This window comes from Streptomyces sp. NPDC028305, assembly GCF_055569495.1.
This window is the reverse complement of record NZ_JBVHTN010000008.1, coordinates 366744-386152: the sequence shown is the minus strand read 5'-3', so window position 1 is coordinate 386152 and position 19409 is coordinate 366744. Positions and strand designations below refer to the sequence as shown.

18 protein-coding genes, 1 pseudogene and 1 riboswitch are annotated in these 19409 nt (G+C 71.2%); of the genes and pseudogenes, 10 read left to right on the top strand and 9 right to left on the bottom strand.

Annotated features, from left to right (window positions below):
- Positions 1–11: 11 nt before the first annotated feature.
- The 3 genes from ACZ4WQ_RS35040 to ACZ4WQ_RS35030 all read right to left on the bottom strand — a co-directional run bounded on the left by ACZ4WQ_RS35040 (position 12) and on the right by ACZ4WQ_RS35030 (position 3057).
- A complete protein-coding gene (locus ACZ4WQ_RS35040; RefSeq protein ID WP_398376305.1) occupies positions 12–1817 on the bottom strand; it encodes an HEXXH motif domain-containing protein in 1806 nt (601 codons plus the stop codon).
- A 129-nt stretch (positions 1818–1946) separates the two neighbouring features.
- Positions 1947–2117: a hypothetical protein gene (locus ACZ4WQ_RS35035; RefSeq protein ID WP_398376303.1), complete on the bottom strand. Its 171-nt coding sequence runs from the start codon at positions 2115–2117 to the stop codon at positions 1947–1949.
- Positions 2118–2352: 235 nt separating this feature from the next.
- Complete coding sequence (locus tag ACZ4WQ_RS35030; protein ID WP_311726901.1) at positions 2353–3057, bottom strand: DUF4232 domain-containing protein; 705 nt, start codon at positions 3055–3057, stop codon at positions 2353–2355.
- 379 nt (positions 3058–3436) lie between these two features.
- A riboswitch (cyclic di-AMP (ydaO/yuaA leader) is annotated at positions 3437–3619 on the top strand.
- A 5-nt stretch (positions 3620–3624) separates the two neighbouring features.
- Here ACZ4WQ_RS35030 and ACZ4WQ_RS35025 point away from each other — a divergent pair.
- Positions 3625–4935: a transglycosylase family protein gene (locus ACZ4WQ_RS35025; protein WP_311726902.1), complete on the top strand. Its 1311-nt coding sequence runs from the start codon at positions 3625–3627 to the stop codon at positions 4933–4935.
- Between the two features lie 66 nt (positions 4936–5001).
- Here the strand turns inward: ACZ4WQ_RS35025 and ACZ4WQ_RS35020 are convergent, their stop codons facing one another.
- Together ACZ4WQ_RS35020 and ACZ4WQ_RS35015 are read right to left on the bottom strand one after the other, a co-directional pair.
- Positions 5002–5295, bottom strand: a complete 294-nt coding sequence (locus ACZ4WQ_RS35020) for a dsRBD fold-containing protein (RefSeq protein WP_014174730.1) — start codon at positions 5293–5295, stop codon at positions 5002–5004.
- A 26-nt stretch (positions 5296–5321) separates the two neighbouring features.
- Positions 5322–5954 (bottom strand): annotated as a pseudogene (locus ACZ4WQ_RS35015) (phosphoribosyltransferase); the annotation flags it as partial.
- A gap of 150 nt (positions 5955–6104) precedes the next feature.
- Between ACZ4WQ_RS35015 and ACZ4WQ_RS35010 the strand changes: the two are divergent.
- Both ACZ4WQ_RS35010 and ACZ4WQ_RS35005 read left to right on the top strand, forming a co-directional pair.
- A complete protein-coding gene (locus tag ACZ4WQ_RS35010; RefSeq protein ID WP_352130838.1) occupies positions 6105–6344 on the top strand; it encodes a hypothetical protein in 240 nt (79 codons plus the stop codon).
- Positions 6341–7099: a DUF72 domain-containing protein gene (locus tag ACZ4WQ_RS35005; RefSeq protein ID WP_352130837.1), complete on the top strand. Its 759-nt coding sequence runs from the start codon at positions 6341–6343 to the stop codon at positions 7097–7099. The genes ACZ4WQ_RS35010 and ACZ4WQ_RS35005 overlap by 4 nt, the downstream gene beginning before the upstream one ends.
- A 25-nt stretch (positions 7100–7124) precedes the next feature.
- Here ACZ4WQ_RS35005 and ACZ4WQ_RS35000 read toward each other — a convergent pair whose 3' ends face one another.
- From ACZ4WQ_RS35000 to ACZ4WQ_RS34985, 4 genes are read right to left on the bottom strand one after another with little or no spacing between them, the layout of a single operon-like run.
- The gene (locus ACZ4WQ_RS35000; RefSeq protein WP_311726905.1) at positions 7125–7949 is read right to left on the bottom strand and encodes a carbohydrate ABC transporter permease; all 825 of its coding nucleotides are present in this window, start codon (positions 7947–7949) and stop codon (positions 7125–7127) included.
- Complete coding sequence (locus ACZ4WQ_RS34995; protein WP_311726906.1) at positions 7946–8863, bottom strand: carbohydrate ABC transporter permease; 918 nt, start codon at positions 8861–8863, stop codon at positions 7946–7948. The genes ACZ4WQ_RS35000 and ACZ4WQ_RS34995 overlap by 4 nt, the downstream gene beginning before the upstream one ends.
- A complete protein-coding gene (locus ACZ4WQ_RS34990) occupies positions 8860–10290 on the bottom strand; it encodes an extracellular solute-binding protein (protein WP_398376298.1) in 1431 nt (476 codons plus the stop codon). Before ACZ4WQ_RS34990 ends, ACZ4WQ_RS34995 begins: the two co-directional genes overlap by 4 nt.
- A 50-nt stretch (positions 10291–10340) precedes the next feature.
- Positions 10341–11438 (bottom strand): carbohydrate kinase family protein, encoded by a 1098-nt coding sequence (locus ACZ4WQ_RS34985; RefSeq protein WP_311726908.1) that lies wholly within the window; start codon positions 11436–11438, stop codon positions 10341–10343.
- A gap of 155 nt (positions 11439–11593) precedes the next feature.
- Here ACZ4WQ_RS34985 and ACZ4WQ_RS34980 point away from each other — a divergent pair, with 155 nt between their 5' ends.
- From ACZ4WQ_RS34980 to ACZ4WQ_RS34950, 7 genes are all read left to right on the top strand, one after another.
- Positions 11594–12355: a DeoR/GlpR family DNA-binding transcription regulator gene (locus ACZ4WQ_RS34980; protein ID WP_311726909.1), complete on the top strand. Its 762-nt coding sequence runs from the start codon at positions 11594–11596 to the stop codon at positions 12353–12355.
- Positions 12352–13713 (top strand): 6-phospho-beta-glucosidase, encoded by a 1362-nt coding sequence (locus tag ACZ4WQ_RS34975; protein ID WP_311726910.1) that lies wholly within the window; start codon positions 12352–12354, stop codon positions 13711–13713. The genes ACZ4WQ_RS34980 and ACZ4WQ_RS34975 overlap by 4 nt, the downstream gene beginning before the upstream one ends.
- A 570-nt stretch (positions 13714–14283) precedes the next feature.
- The gene (locus tag ACZ4WQ_RS34970) at positions 14284–15045 is read left to right on the top strand and encodes a DeoR/GlpR family DNA-binding transcription regulator (protein WP_311726911.1); all 762 of its coding nucleotides are present in this window, start codon (positions 14284–14286) and stop codon (positions 15043–15045) included.
- 64 nt (positions 15046–15109) lie between these two features.
- Entirely contained in the window at positions 15110–16465 is a 1356-nt protein-coding gene (locus tag ACZ4WQ_RS34965) for an ABC transporter substrate-binding protein (protein WP_385351006.1), read from the top strand.
- The gene (locus ACZ4WQ_RS34960; protein WP_311726913.1) at positions 16458–17441 is read left to right on the top strand and encodes a carbohydrate ABC transporter permease; all 984 of its coding nucleotides are present in this window, start codon (positions 16458–16460) and stop codon (positions 17439–17441) included. Before ACZ4WQ_RS34965 ends, ACZ4WQ_RS34960 begins: the two co-directional genes overlap by 8 nt.
- On the top strand, positions 17438–18325 hold the full coding sequence (locus ACZ4WQ_RS34955) for a carbohydrate ABC transporter permease (protein ID WP_311726914.1): 888 nt from the start codon (positions 17438–17440) through the stop codon (positions 18323–18325). Before ACZ4WQ_RS34960 ends, ACZ4WQ_RS34955 begins: the two co-directional genes overlap by 4 nt.
- Positions 18322–19311 (top strand): zinc-dependent alcohol dehydrogenase family protein, encoded by a 990-nt coding sequence (locus ACZ4WQ_RS34950; protein WP_311726915.1) that lies wholly within the window; start codon positions 18322–18324, stop codon positions 19309–19311. Before ACZ4WQ_RS34955 ends, ACZ4WQ_RS34950 begins: the two co-directional genes overlap by 4 nt.
- Positions 19312–19409: the final 98 nt, after the last annotated feature.

Below are 19409 nucleotides of genomic sequence, written 5' to 3'. Positions count from 1 at the left end.
CGCCCCGGCGTTCAGCGGCGGGTCCCGATCCAGTGGGCGAGAGTCACCGGGTCGGGGCCGCCGAGGGACGGATCGCGCAGCGCCCGGTGCACCGCGAGCACGACTTCCGGACAACCCCGCAGCGCCTCCCTCGCCGGGCTCGCGGGCAGGGTCAGGGCGAGCCCCGACCACGCCGGGAGGTTGTCGGGGCACGCGGCGAGGCGGTCACGGTAGCCGTCCAGCGCGGCCGCGGTGTCACCGGCGGCCCAGTCGAGATCGGCCTTCAGCGGGGCGTCCATGCCGTCGAAGGGACGCTCCTCCGGTTTCTCCCGCACTTGGTCGAAACCGGCCGGGTCGCGCAGGCGCAGCCGGATCAGGGCCGGGCGCGCCACCACCGCCGTCCGGGACGCGCGCAGCACGGTCGTGGGCAAGGTATCCGGTGCTGGCTGGCCCAGCCGCCAGGCCCGCGCCCACTGCCCGGTCCGGCTGGGGTCCACCGCCAGATGATGCAGACGGTAGAGCAGTTGGTGATCGAGGCTGAGGTCCTCGGCGGCGCGCAGCGGAACCTCCGGGACAGGCTCCGTGAGCCACACGGCCAGTCTCTCTTCGAGCCCCCGCAAGAATCGGTCGCCCAGGGCGGTGAGCTCCGCATGGGCGCGCAGCGTCCGCAGCCCGTGCGAGGTCTGCGAGCGCCGCAGCGCGAATTCGAATTCCGCGGTCTGTGTGCTCTCGTCCGGTGCATACCTGCGGGACTGCCAGAATGCCGTGACGCCCAGAAAGGCGTACACACCATGCAGTAGACCGCGCAATGGGCGGGGATCCGCGCGCCAGGGCGCGTAGTGGATCTCCTCCATGCCGCCGTGCATCAGGGGCACCAGGTCCAGCAGCGCGCTGAGTTTGACGTGCTGGGCTTCATGGATCAGTGACGCCGCGAGGGTGGCCGGATCGGTCGGAGGGTTCAGCAGCACGCAGCCGTAGGCCTCGGGTGACGAGGCGCTGAACGGTTCCGCCCGAGCGGGATAGCGCACGGGCACGACGGAGATCAGACAGTCGGCGACACCGGCTGGATCCACATTGCTCTGCCCCGCGACGAGCGCCCAGGCGCTGTCGAAGTGTTGCTGCCACCGCCGTGCCTCCGGTTCGCTCAGCCGCGCGGGAGCAGTGGGGCGCAGAAAGTCCCGGTAGGGGTCGAGGTCGTCCAGGTAGGGCGAGCAGGGGTGGACGGGGTGTCGGCCGTGCAGCCGTCTCAGGGGGTGCCAGCCCTTGGCGTCCAGGGTGAGGTCGGAAGGCAGCAGCACCGTGTGCGAATCGGCTCGCAACCTCCGATCGCCCGCGCCATCGGCGGAGATCTCGGCGACGGGGGAATCGCAGCCCGCGAGTTCGACGAAGCCCAGCGCGGGAAGCATCACCCCGCCGTCCCTGACGCCGACCGCAATCCGGAACTCGATCCCCGCGAGCAGGGCCGCCGAGGCGGCCACGGTGTGCAGATAGCCGGTCTCCAGCCATAGCGGGACCTCATCGGCCGTCTCACCCTCGACGCCGCGCAGCCTGCGCAGGCAGCGGCTGAGCCATGCGCCGATCTGGGGGTGCAGCAGCAACTGCTCCGCGCTCGACGGGCTGCGCCGCTCGGCCCGTATCAGCAGCTCCCATGCATCACGCGGCGCGGACAGCGGCCCTGGCACCTGGGGATGGGAGGAGGCGAGGTCGGTCAACGCGCGTAGCAGCAGCATGAGGCGGCTGCGTTGGCCCGCCCGTAACTCGGCGATCGCCGCCGCGCCTCCGCCACCGCGCGTCAGCTCGTCGAGGCACGCCGTGGACAGCCGGTGGTGACGGCTCATCGGGGACGCGGTGAGCGGCTGTGTGCGGCGCAGAGCCGGAAGCGGGGAGGGAGGGCCAGCTGAATAGTCCGCCGGCATGGCCGCCTTTCTCGATGGAGTGAATACTGGTGTGCCACCGCCGGAACTACGTCAACAACCCTGGTTGGCATCAGCGGCGGTCGCGAGCGTCGGCGGGGACTGTACGAGTTCGAGCAACCGCCGGGTCGCGAGGGTGAACTCCTGACTGTCCCCCAGTTCTTCGAGCGTCGTTCCCGAGAGGTCCACCAGCTCCGTCTCGACCCCGGTCGCCGCTCGCTCCATGACATCGTTCCCCTCTAGACGCTCCGTGCCGGCTCAGGCGAGGCCTCTTCACATGGTGGCCCACCCGATAATGATTGCGGAAGGGCGAAAGGGGCCAGTGGGTGTCGCGGCCATCAAGATTTTCGGACACCCAAGGGCGTCATGTGGCCGCGCTTCCCGGCCAATTCATTTCCGGCGCGTCCGGGCGGGGCGCGGGGCGGGGGCGGCGGTCCGCGCCCCGTCGTGGTGCCCCGGTTCAGGGCTGGGAACCCGGCTCGACGGCGGTGACCTCGAATACGCCCCCGCAGACCCGGAAGGAGCGCGCGGATACCTTGATGGAGCGGTGGGAGTCCGGGGGGTAGGCCCGAATTTCGGCCGCGGTCCGCCAACAGGGCTTGTCGGACAGGCCTTTGTTCACCGTGTGCAGACTCGCGTAGGCGCTGTCGCCGGGTTTCAGGACGACCGTGGGGCGCCCCGGTCCGCGGCGGGTGGCGGGGTCGCCGATAGCGGCGCCGGGGGCGTCGAGGAGCGAAACGCCGGGATACCCGGTCAGCGTGCAACTGGCCGCGCCGGTATTGGTGAAGGCCAGGGGGACATAGACATTGCCCGCGCCGATATCCGCCCGGCCGGTGGACAGTTTCAGCTGATCCTTGGAGCAGATGCGGCGGACAGCGGGCGGGGCGGCGGAGCCGGCCTCGGTGGTGACGGACGGCTCGGCCGCGCTCGGCGCCTTCGAGGCCGGATCGGCCTCGGGCGGGGCCGTGCTGGGCGCAGCGGTGCCGGGCCGGGCGGTGCCCGTGGCCGAGTGGGACTTGCCGGCCGAGCCGGGCGGCGCGGGCGCCCCCGACGTCGTATCGGAGCCGCAGGCGGTGACCGCGGCCAGGGCGCCGACGACCAGCGCGGATATGGATAAGACCGGCGGCCGGCGCCTCGCGGGCGCCCCGCCGTGTGGCTGTGTCATGGCCAACCTCCTGTGGGTCGGGCCTCCGGCGGCTCGTCGGCCGCCGCACCGAGTGCCCCGACAGCCCCCGTCCGTTCCCCTTCCCACTCCCCTTCCCTCGATGGGCGCCCTTATTCCGGTCGATATGCGACTCCGCCGCGCGGCCCCAGCATTAATCACATAATTACGGCAATTCGGCATTACGGATTCCGGGCCGCAATCACCCCATCCGGAAAGCCGTGACCCGGGTCACATTTCATCAGCGGCGTGATCGATTTCAGGACACAGGTCCGTCGAGACCTTGTCGTGACCAAAACGGTGTGTTTACTGTGCCGCACCCGGCGCATTCGTTGCGGCGGGTCCTCCTCCGCCGGAGCGCCGAGTCCTGCCGTGGTGGAGGGGTGACACGACGACCTGTCACGGCAGGAGCGGGGGAACCAGGTAGGCGCCGTGCCGCACGACATCGGGCGGTACGGCTAGGGGTGAAGTCGCGCCGCGGTGCCGGGGGGCACCGGGGAAGGCGCGGCCGGGCAGCTCCCGCCCGAACCCGACAGCTCACCTCGCAGGCGTCAGGAGAGGATGAGCTCAATGGCTGCACGCGGACGTCACCGACGGCCCCGGCCCCGACGCGTCTCCCGCGCCTCGCTCGCGTTCACCGCGGGCGGCGCCGGGGTCGCGCTGCCCCTCATAGGCGTCGGCCAGGCGAACGCCGCCTCCGTCGACACCTGGGACAAGGTGGCGGAGTGCGAGTCCACCGACAACTGGAGCATCAACACCGGGAACGGCTACTACGGCGGCCTCCAGTTCTCCCAGTCCACCTGGGAGGCGTTCGGCGGGACGACCTACGCGTCCCGGGCCGACCTGGCCTCCAAGGACCAGCAGATAGCCATCGCCGAGAAGGTGCTCGACGCCCAGGGGCCCGGCGCCTGGCCGGTCTGCTCGGTCAAGGCGGGCCTGACCCGCGGCGGCCAGCCCGCTGACGTCTCCCCCGGCACCTCGGGCTCCTCCGGCTCCTCCCAGGCCGCTCCCAGGACGGCCCCGAAGGCCACACCGAAGGTCACGCCGAAGGACGCCCCGCGGGCCGCTCCGAAGGCCACCACCAAGGCCGTCGACCAGAGCGCGGCCGCCACCGGGCGCTCCGCCGCCTCGTACACCGTGGTCGGCGGCGACACGCTGTCCCGGATAGCCGACGCCCGGGATGTGGACGGCGGCTGGCAGCGGCTCTACGAGGCCAACCGCCGCGTCATCGGCGGCGACCCCGACCTGATCTACCCCGGTCAGAAGCTCACCCTCGACGGCAGCGGGTCCCCGGCCGCGAAGACGCCCGAGAGCCGGCCCCGGGCCGAACAGCCAAATCAAGCCAAGCAGCGCGCCGAGCAGGCGGACCGGGCCAAGCAGCAGCGGGCCGAGCAGGCGGCCAAGCAGCGGATCGAGCAGGCGCAGAAGGCGCGCGAGCGCGCCGCGAAGTCCGGCTCGTCGGCGCGCTCCTCCTCGTCCTTCACCACCCCGGTCGCCAGCCACGGCATCGGAACCGCCTACGGCGTCTCCGGCAGCAACTGGTCCAGCGGCCACCACACCGGGGTCGACTTCCCCGTCGCCACCGGCACCCAGGTGCGGGCCGTGGGCTCGGCCGAGGTGGTCGCCGCGGGCTGGGGCGGGGCGTACGGCTACCAGGTGGTGCTGCGCCACCCCGACGGCATGTACAGCCAGTACGCGCACATGTCGGCGCTGTCCGTCCACGTCGGCCAGTCCGTGTCCGGGGGCCAGCAGCTCGGCCGTTCCGGGGCGACCGGCAACGTGACCGGGCCGCATGTGCACTTCGAGATACGTACCGGGCCCGACTACGGCTCCGACGTCAACCCGCTCGCCTACCTCCGCTCCAAGGGCGTCCAGATCTGAGAAATCCGATGTGAAAGGTGTCGTGAAGGGTGCTCTGCCGCGGCCCGGCGCCGCGGCAGACCGGCCCTACATCACCAGATGTGCCTTCGCGTGCGTGACCTCCTCGATGTCACCGCCCGCCTTCGAGATCAGCCGGTGAGCGAGGTTGTTCAGCGCCCGCGCCGCCGCGATCTCCTCGCCGACCCGCGGCTGTGCCGGGTCGTCGGGATTCCGGTTCGCGCGACCCTGAGCCAGGATCTCGGTCCCGTCGTGCATCCTCAGCCGGACGACCGCCTCGGTGAGAGGTCCGAGCTCACGGAACTCCATTTCGATGTCGCATCCCACGATCGTCTCCATCGCGGTCATCACCTCCTGCTTCATTTACCAGGATGCGCCCCACCCGGCAGATCGGTCGACCGGGAGAGCAGGTCGACGACCTCGGCGTCACTGGTCTGCGAGAAGTCCTGGTACCACTCGCCGACCGCCGAGAACTCCGGTGGGGTCGACAGACACACCACGTCATCCGCGTCCTGACGCAGCGCCTCGGCCGCGTCGGGCGGCGCGACCGGGACGGCCAGCACCACCCGGGCCGCGCCCTGGGCGCGGGCGACCCGGCAGGCGGCCCGGGCGGTGGCGCCGGTGGCGATCCCGTCGTCCACGACGATCACCGTCCGGCCGCCGACCGCGACCCGCGCCCGGCCGCGCCGGAACCGCCGCGCCTGGCGCGCCAGCTCCTCCTCCTCGTCCCGCTCCACCTCCGCGAGCTCCTCCTTGCCCGCCCGGCTCATCCGCACGATCGCGTCGTGCACCACGCGCACTCCGCCCTCGCCGATGGCGCCGAAGCCCAGCTCGCGGTGGAAGGGGACGCCGAGCTTGCGGACGATGATCACGTCCAGGGGCGCCTTCAGCTCCCGCGCGACCTCGAAGGCCACCGGCACCCCGCCGCGCGGCAGGCCGAGCACCACGGGGTCCTCGGCGCTCAGCGGGCGCAGCCTGGCGGCCAGGCGCCGCCCGGCGTCCGCGCGGTCGACGAAGATCATGACTCACCCCCAGCGCAGGGAGACCCGGGGCCGGGAAACCCGCCCCGTCCTTACGACTCCATCCGAAGATTCCCCCGTCCGCAAACCGGCGGGGACCCGGTCGGCCGCGCCGACGCGCGGAAGCGGGCCGGCGCGGCCCACCCTGGAAACATGGAGAACGCCACGGATCCGAGCGAGTCCGGCCATCTCGTCTTCGTGGACGCGTACGACGCGGACACCAGATACCGGCGGGTGTGGCTGCGCGGCCCGGGCTGGGAGCCGCTGGAGCGGGAGGAGTTCGAGCCGCGGGTGCGGCGGCTGTTCCCGGACATCGACCTGGACGACCCGCGGCAGGTCCACTGGGTCGACCGGCCGGGCCAGTGGCCGCCGTGGCACCCGGGCGAAGCATGACCGTCCTCGTCGGCACCTCGGGGTGGCAGTACAAGGACTGGCGCGACGTCCTGTATCCGTCCGGCTGCCCTCAGCGGCTGTGGCTGGAGGAGTACGCGCGGGGGTTCGCCACCGTCGAGTCCAACAACGCCTTCTACCGGCTGCCCACCCGCGAGCAGTTCGCCGCCTGGCGGGACCGTACCCCCGACGGGTTTGTGATGGCTCTGAAGGCCAGCCGCTATCTGACCCACATCAAGCGGCTCCGGGACCCCGAGGAGCCGGTCGCCCGGCTGATGGCGCACGCCGAGGGCCTCGGGGACCGGCTGGGCCCCGTCCTGCTCCAGCTGCCGCCCACCCTGCGCGCGGACAGCGGGCTGCTGGACGCGGCGCTCGGCTGCTTCCCCTCCGGGACGCGGGTGGCCGTCGAGCCCCGCCATGACTCATGGTGGTCCGACGGGGTACGGAAGGTGCTGGAGCGCCGCGGCGCCGCGTTGTGCTGGGCGGACGCCGCCGCCCAGCCGGTGACCCCGCTGTGGCGTACGGCCGGGTGGGGCTATCTGCGTTTCCACCACGGCCTGGCCAGGCCCGCGCCGCGCTACAGCCACCAGTCGCTGACCGCCTGGGCGCGCCGGGTGGCCGATGCCTGGCCGGAGCGCGGCGATGTCTACGCGTACTTCAACAACGACCCGGGCGGGGCGGCCGTCCACGACGCCGTGGTCTTCGCCCGGGCCGTGGAGCGGCGCGGCCGCGAGGTCAGCCGCACGCCTGCCCTGTGACCGGCCGCCCCGCGACCGGCGCCGCTCACTCCTTGACCGCGCCGCCGAGCATGCCCTCGATGAACCGGCGCTGGAGGGCCACATAGACGACCACCACCGGCAGCGCGATCAGCACCGAGGCCGCCGCGAGCAGCGCCGCGTCGGAGCTGTGCTGCCCCTGGAAGAAGGCCAGGCCGAGCGGGACCGTGCGATGGGCGTCGTCGCTGACCATGACCAGCGCCATCAGGAACTCGTTCCAGGTCCACATGAAGGTGATGACGACCATGGTGGAGATGGCCGGGCGGCCCATGGGGACCAGGACCCGCCACAGCGTGGTCCAGGTGTTCGCGCCGTCGATCCGGGCCGCCTCGATCACCGACCGGGCGCTGCCCCGGAAGTACGTCCGCATCCAGAACACGCCGAAGGCGAGGGACTGCGCGGTCTGCGGCAGGATCAGGGCCCAGTAGGTGTCGGTGAGCTCGGCGTACCGCAGGTCGAAGTAGAGCGGCACGACCAGTGCTTCCTGGGGCAGCGTCAGGCCGATCACGAAGAGGTAGAACAGCACCGTGGAGCCGGGGAAGCGCATCACCCCGAAGGCGTACGCGGCGAGCACCGCCAGCACGGTGGTGGCGGCCACCACGACCGCCGTGACCAGGACCGAGTTGCCGAGGTAGGTGCCGAAGTGGCCGCGGTTCCAGGCGTCGGCGAAGTTGCTCCAGTGGAGCCCGCCCTGGGGCAGTGAGAAGCCGGTGTCCAGGGAGTCCTGTGAGCTGAAGGCGGTGGAGAGGATGCCGATGACCGGGGTGAGCGCGATGACGGAGAAGAGGGCGAGGATGCCGTAGGTGACACTGCGTTCGAGGCGCGTGGTCATGACCGCCGCCCTTCCACGAGCCGGGAGACCGTGACGGTCAGGACGAAGATCAGGACCGTGAGGGCCACTCCGACGGCGGCCGCCGAGCCGACCTGGTTGGTCTCGAACGCGCGGTGGTAGACCTCGTAGGCGGGCACGGAGGTGGAGTTTCCGGGGCCGCCGCTGGTCGTGATGTAGATGAGGTCGAAGTTGCGCAGCCCGGCCACGATGGTCAGGGTCAGCGCGACCGCGATCTGCGGCCGCAGACCGGGCAGGGTGACGGAGAAGAACTCCCGCACCGGCCCGGCGCCGTCCATCCGGGCCGCCTCGTACAGCTCGCGCGGGATGCGCTGGGCGCCCGCCAGGAAGAGCACCATGCACAGCCCGGTGCCGACCCAGGTGCCCACCACGCCCACGGCGGGCAGGGCCCAGTCGTAGTCGCCGAGCCAGGGGCGGGCGAGCGAGCCGAGGCCGACCGCGCGGAGCGTGTCGTTGAGCAGCCCGTCCGGGGCGAGGATCGAGCGCCAGGCGACGCCGACCACGATCAGCGCGAGGACCTGGGGCAGGAAGAGGACGGTGCGGAAGAAGGTCATGCCGCGGACCCGGGCCCGGGACATCGCGGCGGCCAGCAGCAGCCCGATGGCCACCGGCAGGGCCGCGTAGAAGACGAGCAGCAGCAGCGCGTGTGCGAAGGGGGCACGCAGTTCGGGGTCGGTGAACAGGTCGCGGTAGTTGTCGAATCCGGCGGGGGTGGCGACGGTCAGTCCGTCCCAGTGGACGAACGACAGCCACACCGACTGCCCGAAGGGGTAGAGCAGAAACGCGGCGTACAGGACGAGGGCGGGCAGGATGTAGAGGTAGCCGATGGCGCGAGGCTCGCCCGGGGCCCGCCGCCGGTACGCGGCGGCGCTGAGCGAGTGAAGAGGTTTTTTCATTTCGGCTCCGCCGGGGCGGGGGTGGCCGCGTGGCGCTCGCGCTGTTTCTTCATGAAGGCGCCGTAGTCCGTCTGAAGGGTGGCGGCGAAGTCCCCGGGCGAGGTCTTGCCGCTGATCACGCCCTGGAGCGCGGCGGTGATGGTGTCGAAGAAGGTGGGGGTCGAGTAGTCGAGGTACGGGACAAGACCGTCGGCCGCGCTGAGCCGCTTCCACCCGGCGATCATCTGGCCGTCCACGGTGTCCGGGTCCACCCGCTCGGCGGCCGTTCCGGGCACCGCGGGCAGCACGCCGTGCTCGGTCATCACATCGGCCGCGTGCTTGTTGGTGATGAAGTCGAGGTAGGCGGCGGCGACTTCGGGGTGCTTGGAGCGGGAGGTGATCGACCAGGCGAGCCCCTGGCCGCCGGTGGTCACTGGGGCGCCGCCGGCCGAGGCCGGGGGCGGGACCATCATGCCGAGCTTGTCGCCCATGCCCTTCTTCAGGTCGGCCAGCAGCCAGGTGCCGGTCACCAGATAGCCGCCGTCGCCGGCGGAGAACTTCTTGGCGGCGTCGTCGTAGCCGAGCCCGTTGGCGCCCTTGGGGAGGTAGCCGCGCTTGGTCCAGTCGGCGAGGGTGGCCGCCGCGTCCTTGGTGGCGGCGGTGTCGAAGCCCGTGCCGCGGCCGAGGACGGTGTCACGGACCTCGGTGGCGGCGAGCTGACCCTGGAGCACGCCGAAGGTGTGGATGGCCGGGTACTTGTCCAGGTTGCCGAACTGGATGGGCAGCTTGCCGCGGTCCTTGAGGCGCGCCAGGCTCGCGGTGAACTCGCTCCAGGTCTTCGGCGGCTTGACACCGGCCTTCGCCAGCACGTCCTTGTTGTAGTAGATGCCTATGTACTCGCCGGTCTGGGATATGCCGTAGAGCCGGCCGGTGCCGAAGTCGGTGCCGTCGGCGGAGACCCGGTTGAGGTTGAGCAGGGTGTTCGGGTAGCGGGTGTTCCAGGCGTAGATCCCGGCGTAGTTGTCGAGCGGGGCGAGCAGCCCGGCCCGGACGAAGGACACCATGTCCGGGTAGCCCTGGTTGGCCTGGATCACATCGGGCGGGTTGTTGCCCGAGACGGCGAGCTTCAGCGTGGTCTTCAGGTCGTTGAAGCTGCGCGCCACCCGCTTGATCTTCACATTGGGGTACTTGCGCTCGAACTCCTTGTTGAGCTGCTCCAGTTCCCCGTTGGTGCCGCCCCGGATCTCCTGGTCCCAGACCGTCAGCGTGACCTTCCCGGCCTTGGCCGGGTCCGGCACGGCGACGGCGGGGCCGCCGCCCGGGCCGTAGGCCTGGGAGCCGTCGGTGCCCGGCACACAGGCCGAGGCCAGCAGCGCCACCCCGGCGGTGAGCAGGGCCGTCACGGCCCTCCGGCGTACGCGGCGCGCGCCGGTACGGGGGAATCCCATGGACATCTCCTTGAGGCGTGTCGGACGTATCGGGGGACCCGCGGGCATCGTCACTCGCCCCGGAAGCCGATGGTGGGCTGGGCCCGCAGGCGGGGCCACTCGCGCACCCCGGCGGGAATGAGCTCGTTCAGGAACCCGTAGCGGTGCGCCAGTTCGCCGCAGGCCGCGCCGTCGCCGGCGGTCTGGGCCGTCAGCGCCCACCACGCGGCCACCTCCGCCCAGCCGGGGGCGGCCAGCGAGCCCCCGAAGTGCTGGACCGAGAGGGCGGCGGTGAGGTTGGCGAAGGCGAGCCGGTCGGCGAGCGGCCAGCCCGCGAGGGTGCCGGTCATGAAGCCCGCGACGAAGACATCGCCGGCTCCGGTCGGGTCGAGCGCGGCCACGTGCAGCCCCGGCACCTCGGCGCTCTCCCCGGTGAGCGAGTCGATGGCCACGGCCCCCTGGGCGCCCTTGGTGACCACCGCGATGGGCACCAGGTCGGCCAGCGCGCGCACGGCCTGCTCGGGGGTGTCGGTGCGGGTGTAGCGCTGTGCCTCGGCCGCGTTGGGCAGAAAGGCGTGGGCGTACGCGAGGTCGGGCAGCGCGGCCAGGTCCCAGCGGCCGGAGTCGTCCCAGCCCACGTCGGCGAAGATCCGGCTGCCCTGGGCGTGCGCCTGGCGCACCCACTCCTCCTGCCGCCCCGGCTCGAAGGCCGTGACACAGGCGCGGGAGGGCGGCGGTGCGCTGGGGGTGGCGGGCGGCGGGGGCGGGTGCTCATGGGTGACCATGGTGCGCTCGCCGTCGTACGCCATGGAGACGGTGACCGGCGAGTGCCAGCCCGGCAGGCGCCGGGAGGGGGTGAGGTCGACGCCCTCGCCGGTGGCCAGGGCCTCCCAGCAGTAGTCGCCGTACACATCGGTGCCGAAGGCCGCGGCGAGGGTGGTGTGCAGGCCGAGGCGGGCGAGGGCGGTGGCCATGTTGGCGATGCCGCCGGGGCTGGAGCCCATGCCGCGCGCCCAGGACTCGGTGCCGCGCACCGGGGCGTGGTCGAGGCCGGTGAAGATGATGTCGAGGAACACGGTGCCTGTGAGATAGACGTCGTGCTCGGGGTCTCCGGGGGCGCGCAGGGCGGCCAGCGGGTCTATGGAGTCTGCGGTTCCGGCAGTGCTCACCGGCGCGCCCTTCCTGTTCAGTGCTCTGTGTCGTGCTGCTCGGCGTGCATTTCATATGGCAGCTACGTGAGCGACACCTTGCATTGCCCGAGCGGCGAATGCAAGAGGTCGGTCACACTCGCGCAAACCCGCTCACGTGGAGTACGTTTGCCGACATGTTGCGAGAGACCCGGCACGAGAAGCTGCTGAGCATCCTCGGTGAGGAGGGCGTGCTGCCCATCGGGGAGATCGCCAAGCGGCTCGGGGTCAGCGAGGCCACCGCCCGCCGCGACCTCACCGAGCTGGGCCGGGCCGGCCGGCTCACCCGGGTCTACGGGGGCGCGGTGGCCACCCCCCAGCCGGACGAGGAGCGGCCCTTCAGCGAGGTGGCGGTCGACGACCTGGCCGACAAGACGGCCGTCGCCCGCCGGGCCGCCCGGCTGATCGCCGACGGGGACGTGGTGCTGCTGGACATCGGCACCACCACACTCCAGCTCGCCAAGCTGCTGCGCGGCCGCCCGGTCACCATCGTCACCAGCAACCTCGCGGTCTACGACGAGCTGCGCGACGACCCGGAGGTGACCCTGATCCTGCTCGGCGGGCAGGTGCGCAGCAACTACCGGTCCGTGGTGGGCTTCCTCACCGAGTCCAACATCCGCCAGCTGCACGTCGGCCGCCTCTTCCTCGGCGCCAGCGGTGTACTGCCGGACGGAAGCGTGCTGGACAGCACGCATGTGGAGGTGCCCGTCAAGCGGGCCATGCTCGCCTCGTCCCGCGAGGTGGTCCTGCTGGCCACCGCCGGGAAGTTCCCCGGCGACACCGGGCTCGCCCGGATCTGCGGGCCGCAGCAGATCGACACCCTGATCACCAACAAGACATCAGACCCGGCGACCCTCGACGTGTTCCGCGAGGCCGGTGTGGAGGTAGTGACCGTATGAGGCTGACTGTGCTGGGCGGCGGCGGGTTCCGGATGCCGCTGGTGTACCGGGCCCTGTTGGAGGACAGCGGGGACGAGGCCGGGCGCTGCACCGAGCTGGTCCTGTACGACACCGACCGCGGCCGGCTCGACGCGATCGGCAAGGTCCTGGCCGAGCAGGCCGCCGGCCGCCCCGCCGCCCCCGCCGTACGGGCCACCACCGACCTCGACGACGCGCTGCGCGGGGCCGACTTCGTCTTCTCCGCCATCCGCGTCGGCGGCCTGGCGGGCCGGGCGCGCGACGAGCGCGTCCCGCTGGCCGAGGGCGTCCTCGGGCAGGAGACCGTCGGCGCCGGCGGGGTGCTCTACGGGCTGCGCACCCTGCCGGTGGCGCTGGAGATCGCCGAGCGGATCGCCGCCGTGGCCCCCGACGCCTGGGTCATCAACTTCACCAACCCGGCCGGCATGGTCACCGAGGCCATGCAGCGGGTGCTCGGCGACCGGGTGATCGGCATCTGCGACTCCCCGGTCGGGCTGTGCCGCCGCGCCGCGCGGGCGCTGGGCGCCGACCCCGACCGGGCCGGCTACGACTATGTGGGCCTCAACCACCTCGGCTGGCTGCGCGGGGTGAACGTGGACGGGCGGGACCGGCTGCCCGAACTGCTCGCGGACAGCGCGGCCCTGGAGTCCTTCGAGGAGGGCAAGCTCTTCGGCGCGGGGTGGCTGCAAGCCCTGGGCGCCCTGCCCAACGAGTATCTGCACTACTACTACTTCAACCGGGAGGCGGTGACCTCCATCCGCCAGGCCCCGGCCACCCGCGGCGAGTTCCTCCGCGACCAGCAGGCTGGCTTCTACGCCGAGGCCGCGGCGGCGGGAACGGCCAAGGGGGCCGCTGGGGCCGGGGCGCTGGAGCTGTGGGAGCGCACCCGGATGGAGCGCGAGGCCACGTACATGGCGGAGAGCCGGGAGGCCAGCGGCGGCTGGGAGCGCGACTCGTGCGACCTGGACGGCGGCGGCTACGACCGGATCGCCCTGGCCATCATGCGGGCCATCGCCCGCAACGAGCGCGCCACGCTGATCCTCAACGTGCGCAACCGCACCGCGGTCCCCGGCCTGGACGCGGACGCCGTGGTGGAGGTCCCCTGCCTGGTCGACGCGGGCGGGGCGCGGCCGCTGGCCGCCGGCGCCGTGGCGCCGGACCAGCTCGGGCTGATGCTCTCGCTCAAGGCCGTGGAACGTGCCACGATCGCCTCGGCGACCACGCGCGGCCCCGCCGCCCGCGCCGCGGCCCTCCGCGCCCTCGCCCTGCACCCGCTCGTCGACTCCGTCAACGTGGCGGACCGCATCCTCGACGCCTCCGGAGCACTCCGGACTCCCTAAGGCCTTGCCTCCCCGGTCTCTGCGGGCCCGCGACGCCTGGCACGCGCCCCCAGCTACCGCTGGGCGGTGCCCCCGCGCCGCGTTGTCGGGCCCGCCCGAGTAGGCCCGCCCCCAGCCTTCGGCCGGGAGGTGCCCCCGCGAGGGCGACCCTCCGCCTTGCGATCGCACGCGCCCCCAGCTACCGCTGGCGGGGGTACCTCCCAGCGGTAGCTGGGGGCGCCCCCTGACGCCGCGGCCCCCGCGGCGTCAGCCGCTGATGTCACCGTCACAGAGACCGGGGAGGCAAGGCCTAGCACATGCCCGAACGGGCTTTCCCTAGTCTCTGAACGCGCCCGGCCGGGCGCCGATCGTGCCCATTTCGCAGAAACGGGCGGCGAACGGGCCCGGCGGGCGCGTAATCGGTCACCCCACCGCGCCACCGCTCCTCCCCGCACCGCCGCCGACCAGGTAAGACAACGGTCGTACAACGGGCACATCCGGGCACGATCCGCGTCGCGACAGCCCTGGCCACCCTGTTGCCTGTTTGTAAAACTGCCACGCAAGTCAACAGTGGCAGGCAGGAGGTGCGGTGTGGACGCGGACGAACGCCGTCGGGAAATCCTCGACGCGGCCCGGCGTGCGGGGTCGGTCGATGTCGGCAAGCTCGCCGCGGACCTCGGCGTCTCCAAGGAGACGGTGCGACGCGATCTGCGGGTGCTCGAGGACCACGGGCTGGTGCGGCGCACCCATGGTGGCGCGTACCCCGTGGAGAGCGCCGGGTTCGAGACCACCCTGGCCTTCCGCACCACCATGCACGTCCCGGAGAAGTCACGGATCGCCGCGGCCGCGGCCGATCTGCTCGGCGACGCCGAGACCGTCTTCATCGACGAGGGCTTCACCCCGCAGCTGATCGCGGAGGCCCTGCCCCGGGACCGTCCGCTCACCGTGATCACCGCCTCGCTGGCGGCCGCGAGCGGCCTGGCCACCCGCGAGAACACCACCGTGCTGCTGCTGGGCGGCCGGGTCCGCGGCGGCACCATGGCCACCGTCGACCACTGGGCCACCCATATGCTCTCGGGCTTCGTCATCGACCTGGCGTTCATCGGCGCCAACGGCATCTCCCGCAAGTACGGGCTCACCACGCCCGATCCCGCGGTCAGCGAGGTCAAGGCGCGGGTGGTCCAGGTGTCGCGGCGGAAGGTGTTCTCCGGGGTGCACAACAAGTTCGGGGCCGTCAGCTTCTGCCGGTTCGCCGATGTGTCGGACTTCGAGACGATCGTGACGGACACCGGGCTCCCGCTGACCGAGGCCAATCGCTACTCGCTGCTGGGGCCGCAGATCATCCGGGTCTGACGCCCCGTCCGCCCGCTCTCCCGGCTCCCCTCACTCTTCAACTGTTCCTTCGATTGGACCTGTTATGCCCATCCTGACACTTCGTGCTGCCCGGATACCGGTCGTGGCCATGGCCGCGGGGGCACTCCTCGCGGGGTGCGCCGGTATGGGGGGCGGCGGTTCCGGTGGCAAGACCATCAATGTGCTGATGGTGAACAACCCTCAGATGATGGACCTCCAGAAGCTCACCGCCAAGCACTTCACCGCGGAGACGGGCATCCGGGTCAACTTCACGGTGATGCCCGAGAACGATGTCCGCGACAAGATCAGCCAGGACTTCTCCAACCAGGCCGGGCAGTACGACGTCGCCACCATCAGCAACTTCGAGGTGCCGTTCTACGCCAAGAACGGCTGGCTGCTGCCGCTGGACGACCATGTCTCCGACGACCGGGCCTTCGACCAGAAGGACATCCTGCCCTCGATGCGGCAGTCCCTGACCGCCGACGACGGCAAGCTGTACGCCCAGCCGTTCTACGGCGAGTCGTCCTTCCTGATGTACCGCAAGGACATCTTCGCCGAGAAGAAGCTCAAGATGCCCGAGCGCCCCACCTGGGAGCAGGTCGCCGACCTCGCGGCCAAGGTCGACGGCGCCCGCAAGGGGATGAAGGGCATCTGTCTGCGCGGGCTGCCCGGCTGGGGTGAGCTGATGGCCCCGCTCACCACGGTCGTCAACACCTTCGGCGGCACCTGGTTCACCAAGGACTGGAAGGCCCAGCTGGACTCGCCCGAGTTCACCGCGGCCACCAACTTCTATGTCGACCTGGTACGCGAGCACGGCGAGGCCGGAGCGGCCCAGTCGGGCTTCGCCGAGTGCCTCAACAACCTCACCCAGGGCAAGACCGCGATGTGGTACGACGCCACCTCCGCCGCCGGCTCGCTGGAGAGCGACAAGTCCCCGGTCCGGGGCAAGATCGGCTACGTCCAGGCGCCCGTGGTGAAGACCAAGAGCTCCGGCTGGCTCTACACCTGGGCGTGGGGCGTGCAGAAGGCCACCCGCAACAGCGACAACGCGTGGAAGTTCGTCTCCTGGGCCTCCAGCAAGAAGTACGAGGAGCTCGTCGGCCGGACGCTCGGCTGGTCCAACGTGCCCGCGGGGAAGCGGACCTCCACCTACGCCAACGCCGAGTACCAGCAGGCCGCCGGCACCTTCTCCGAGGTCACCCGCCAGTCCATCACCAGCGCCGACCCGCGCGACCCGGGGGTGCAGCCGCGGCCGACCATCGGCATCCAGTTCGTCGACATCCCCGAGTTCTCCGACCTCGGGACCAAGGTCGCCCAGGAGATCAGCGCCGCCATCGCCGGAAAACAGTCCGTCGAGTCGGCATTGCAGAAGTCTCAGAAGCTGGCCGAGAAGGTGGGCGAGGAGTACCAAAATGACTAATCCACTCACGGCGACACCCGTGCGCAGCGAACCGCCCCCGACCGTGGCCGCCCCGCCCCGGCGCGCCCCGCGGAAGCCCAAGGCGGCCCGTGCCTGGGCCACCCGGGCGCCGCTGATGCCCGCCCTGATCTTTCTGATCGCGGTCACCCAGCTGCCGTTCGTGGCGACCTTGGTGATCTCCCTCTTCGACTGGAACTCGCTCAAGCCCGACGAGCGCGCGTTCACCGGCCTGTCCAACTACACCTCGGCGGTGAGCGACGAGGCGCTGCGCGAGTCGATCGTCACCACCGTGCTGCTGACCGCGACCGTGGTCATCGTGAGCGTCGTGCTCGGGCTGATGCTGGCGCTGCTGATGGACCGTAAGTTCCGCGGCCGGGGCCTGGTGCGCACCATGCTCATCGCGCCGTTCCTGCTGGTGCCCGTGGCGTCCGCGCTGCTGTGGAAGCACGCGCTCTACAACCCGGAGTACGGGCTGTTCAACGGCGTACTCAGCTGGGTGGGCGATCTGTTCGGCGTGGACAACCCGCCGCAGCCGGAATGGGTCTCCGATATGCCGATGTTCGCGGTCGAGGCCTCGCTGGTGTGGCAGTGGACACCGTTCATGATGCTGATCCTGCTGGCCGGACTGCAGGGCCGCCCCCTGGAGATGATCGAGGCGGCCCGGCTGGACGGCGCGAGCAACTGGCAGATCTTCCGCTATCTGACCCTGCCGCATCTGCGGCGCTATCTGGAGTTGGGCACCCTGCTGGGCTCCATCTACATCGTGCAGAACTTCGACGCGGTGTTCACCATCACCCGAGGCGGGCTGGACACGGCCAACCTCCCGTACACCATCTACGAGACCTTCTACAACGCCCACGAGTACGGGCAGGCATCCGCCGCGGGTGTGCTGGTGGTGATCGGCACGATCATCATCGCCACCTTCGCGCTGCGCGTGGTGTCGTCCCTGTTCCGTGAGGAGGCGTCCCGCGCATGACCTCCTTGACCGCCACGGCCCCGGCGGCCCCCGTGACCGCCGTCCCCCCGGCCGCTCGCAAGGCCCGCCGCCGCGGCGCCGCGCTGGGCCTGCTGGCCTGGCTGACCGGCATCGTCTTCGTCCTGCCCGTCGCCTGGATGCTGCTGACCTCGTTCCACTCCGAGGCCGACGCCGCCACCAACCCGCCCTCCCTGGCCGCCCCGCTCACCCTCGACGGCTACCGCGAGTTCTTCGGGGTGAACGGCGGGGCCGATCCCTGGCCGCCGCTGCTCAACTCGCTGGGCGCCAGCCTGTTCTCCACCCTCTTCGTACTGGTGCTGGCACTGCCCGCGGCGTACGCGCTGTCCATCCGACCGGTGCGCAAGTGGACGGATGTGATGTTCTTCTTCCTGTCCACCAAGATGCTTCCGGTGGTGGCCGGGCTGCTGCCGGTGTATCTGTTCGCCAAGAACACCGGTTTCCTGGACAACATCTGGCTGCTGGTCATCCTCTACACCTCGATGAACCTGCCGATCGCGGTGTGGATGATGCAGTCCTTCCTCTCCGACATCCCGGTGTCCATCATCGAGGCGGCCCAGATGGACGGGGCGAAGCTGCCGACCGTACTGCTCAGGGTCGTCGCCCCGATCGCCGGGCCCGGTATCGCCGCCACCTCGCTGATCTGCTTCATCTTCAGCTGGAACGAACTGCTGTTCGCCAATGTGCTCACCGGCGTGGTGGCACAGACCGCGCCGGCGTTTCTGACAAGCTTCGTCACCAGTCAGGGCCTGTTCCTGGCGCAGGTGTGCGCGGCCTCGATCGTGATTTCCCTGCCGGTGCTCGCCGCCGGCTTCGCCGCCCAGGACAAGCTGGTCCAGGGCCTGTCGCTAGGAGCAGTCAAATGAGGGCCGCCGTCATCGAAGCCCCCGGCAAGGTCACCGTCGCCACCGTCCCCGACCCGACCCCCGGGCCGCGCGAGGTCGTGGTGGATGTGGCGGCCTGCGGACTGTGCGGCACCGATCTGCACATCCTCCAGGGGGAGTTCGCCCCCACCCTGCCGATCGTCCCCGGCCATGAGTTCGCCGGTGAGGTCGTCGGCATCGGCAGCGAGGTCACCGAGGTGGCCGTCGGCGACCGGGTCGCCGTCGATCCCTCCCTCTACTGTCACGAGTGCCGCTACTGCCGTATCGGCCGGGGAAACCTGTGCGACCGCTGGAACGCCATCGGCGTCAGCGTGCCCGGCGGCGCCGCGGAGTTCGCCGTGGCGCCGGTGGCCAACTGCGTACGCCTGCCCGAGCATGTGGACGTCGCGGACGCGGCGCTCATCGAGCCGCTGTCCTGCGCGGTGCGCGGCTACGACGTGCTGAACAGCCGCATGGGCAACGAGGTGCTGATCTACGGCTCGGGCACCATGGGCCTGATGATGCTGGAGCTGGCCAAGCGGACCGGGGCCGCGAGCGTGGACGTGCTGGACATCAACTCCGAGCGGCTCGCCACCGCGAATCTGCTCGGGTGCAGCCGCTCCGCCGCCTCGGCCGACGAGCTGGACCAGCCGCGCGGCTGGGACGTGGTGATCGACGCGACCGGCAACCAGGCCGCGATCCAGGACGGGCTCGGCCGCGTCGCCAAGGCCGGCACCTTCCTCCAGTTCGGGGTCTCCGACTACGCGACCAAGGCCGTCATCGAGCCGTACAAGATCTACAACCAGGAGATCACCATCACCGGCTCCATGGCCGTGCTGCACAGCTACGAGCGCGCCGCCCAGCTGTTCGCGACCGGGGTGCTCGACCCGAAGGTGTTCATCAGCGACCGGCTGCCGCTGGAGCGGTACCCGCAGGCGCTCGAACAGTTCCGGTCGGGGCAGGGGCGGAAGATCGTCGTCGAACCCTGAGACAGCAACAGGCCTGCCACCACGCGCCGTTGACGGCCCGAGCCCGGCACCCCAGGCTTGGGCCGTACTGATCTCCGATCTCCGGATGCAAGGGAGGG

Coding starts and splice junctions, on each gene's coding strand:
- ACZ4WQ_RS35040 (WP_398376305.1), bottom strand. CDS start 1,817: ATGAGCCGTCACCACCGGCTGTCCACGGCGTGCCTCGACGAGCTGACG.
- ACZ4WQ_RS35035 (WP_398376303.1), bottom strand. CDS start 2,117: ATGGAGCGAGCGGCGACCGGGGTCGAGACGGAGCTGGTGGACCTCTCG.
- ACZ4WQ_RS35030 (WP_311726901.1), bottom strand. CDS start 3,057: ATGACACAGCCACACGGCGGGGCGCCCGCGAGGCGCCGGCCGCCGGTC.
- ACZ4WQ_RS35025 (WP_311726902.1), top strand. CDS start 3,625: ATGGCTGCACGCGGACGTCACCGACGGCCCCGGCCCCGACGCGTCTCC.
- ACZ4WQ_RS35020 (WP_014174730.1), bottom strand. CDS start 5,295: ATGAAGCAGGAGGTGATGACCGCGATGGAGACGATCGTGGGATGCGAC.
- ACZ4WQ_RS35010 (WP_352130838.1), top strand. CDS start 6,105: ATGGAGAACGCCACGGATCCGAGCGAGTCCGGCCATCTCGTCTTCGTG.
- ACZ4WQ_RS35005 (WP_352130837.1), top strand. CDS start 6,341: ATGACCGTCCTCGTCGGCACCTCGGGGTGGCAGTACAAGGACTGGCGC.
- ACZ4WQ_RS35000 (WP_311726905.1), bottom strand. CDS start 7,949: ATGACCACGCGCCTCGAACGCAGTGTCACCTACGGCATCCTCGCCCTC.
- ACZ4WQ_RS34995 (WP_311726906.1), bottom strand. CDS start 8,863: ATGAAAAAACCTCTTCACTCGCTCAGCGCCGCCGCGTACCGGCGGCGG.
- ACZ4WQ_RS34990 (WP_398376298.1), bottom strand. CDS start 10,290: ATGGGATTCCCCCGTACCGGCGCGCGCCGCGTACGCCGGAGGGCCGTG.
- ACZ4WQ_RS34980 (WP_311726909.1), top strand. CDS start 11,594: ATGTTGCGAGAGACCCGGCACGAGAAGCTGCTGAGCATCCTCGGTGAG.
- ACZ4WQ_RS34975 (WP_311726910.1), top strand. CDS start 12,352: ATGAGGCTGACTGTGCTGGGCGGCGGCGGGTTCCGGATGCCGCTGGTG.
- ACZ4WQ_RS34965 (WP_385351006.1), top strand. CDS start 15,110: ATGCCCATCCTGACACTTCGTGCTGCCCGGATACCGGTCGTGGCCATG.
- ACZ4WQ_RS34960 (WP_311726913.1), top strand. CDS start 16,458: ATGACTAATCCACTCACGGCGACACCCGTGCGCAGCGAACCGCCCCCG.
- ACZ4WQ_RS34955 (WP_311726914.1), top strand. CDS start 17,438: ATGACCTCCTTGACCGCCACGGCCCCGGCGGCCCCCGTGACCGCCGTC.
- ACZ4WQ_RS34950 (WP_311726915.1), top strand. CDS start 18,322: ATGAGGGCCGCCGTCATCGAAGCCCCCGGCAAGGTCACCGTCGCCACC.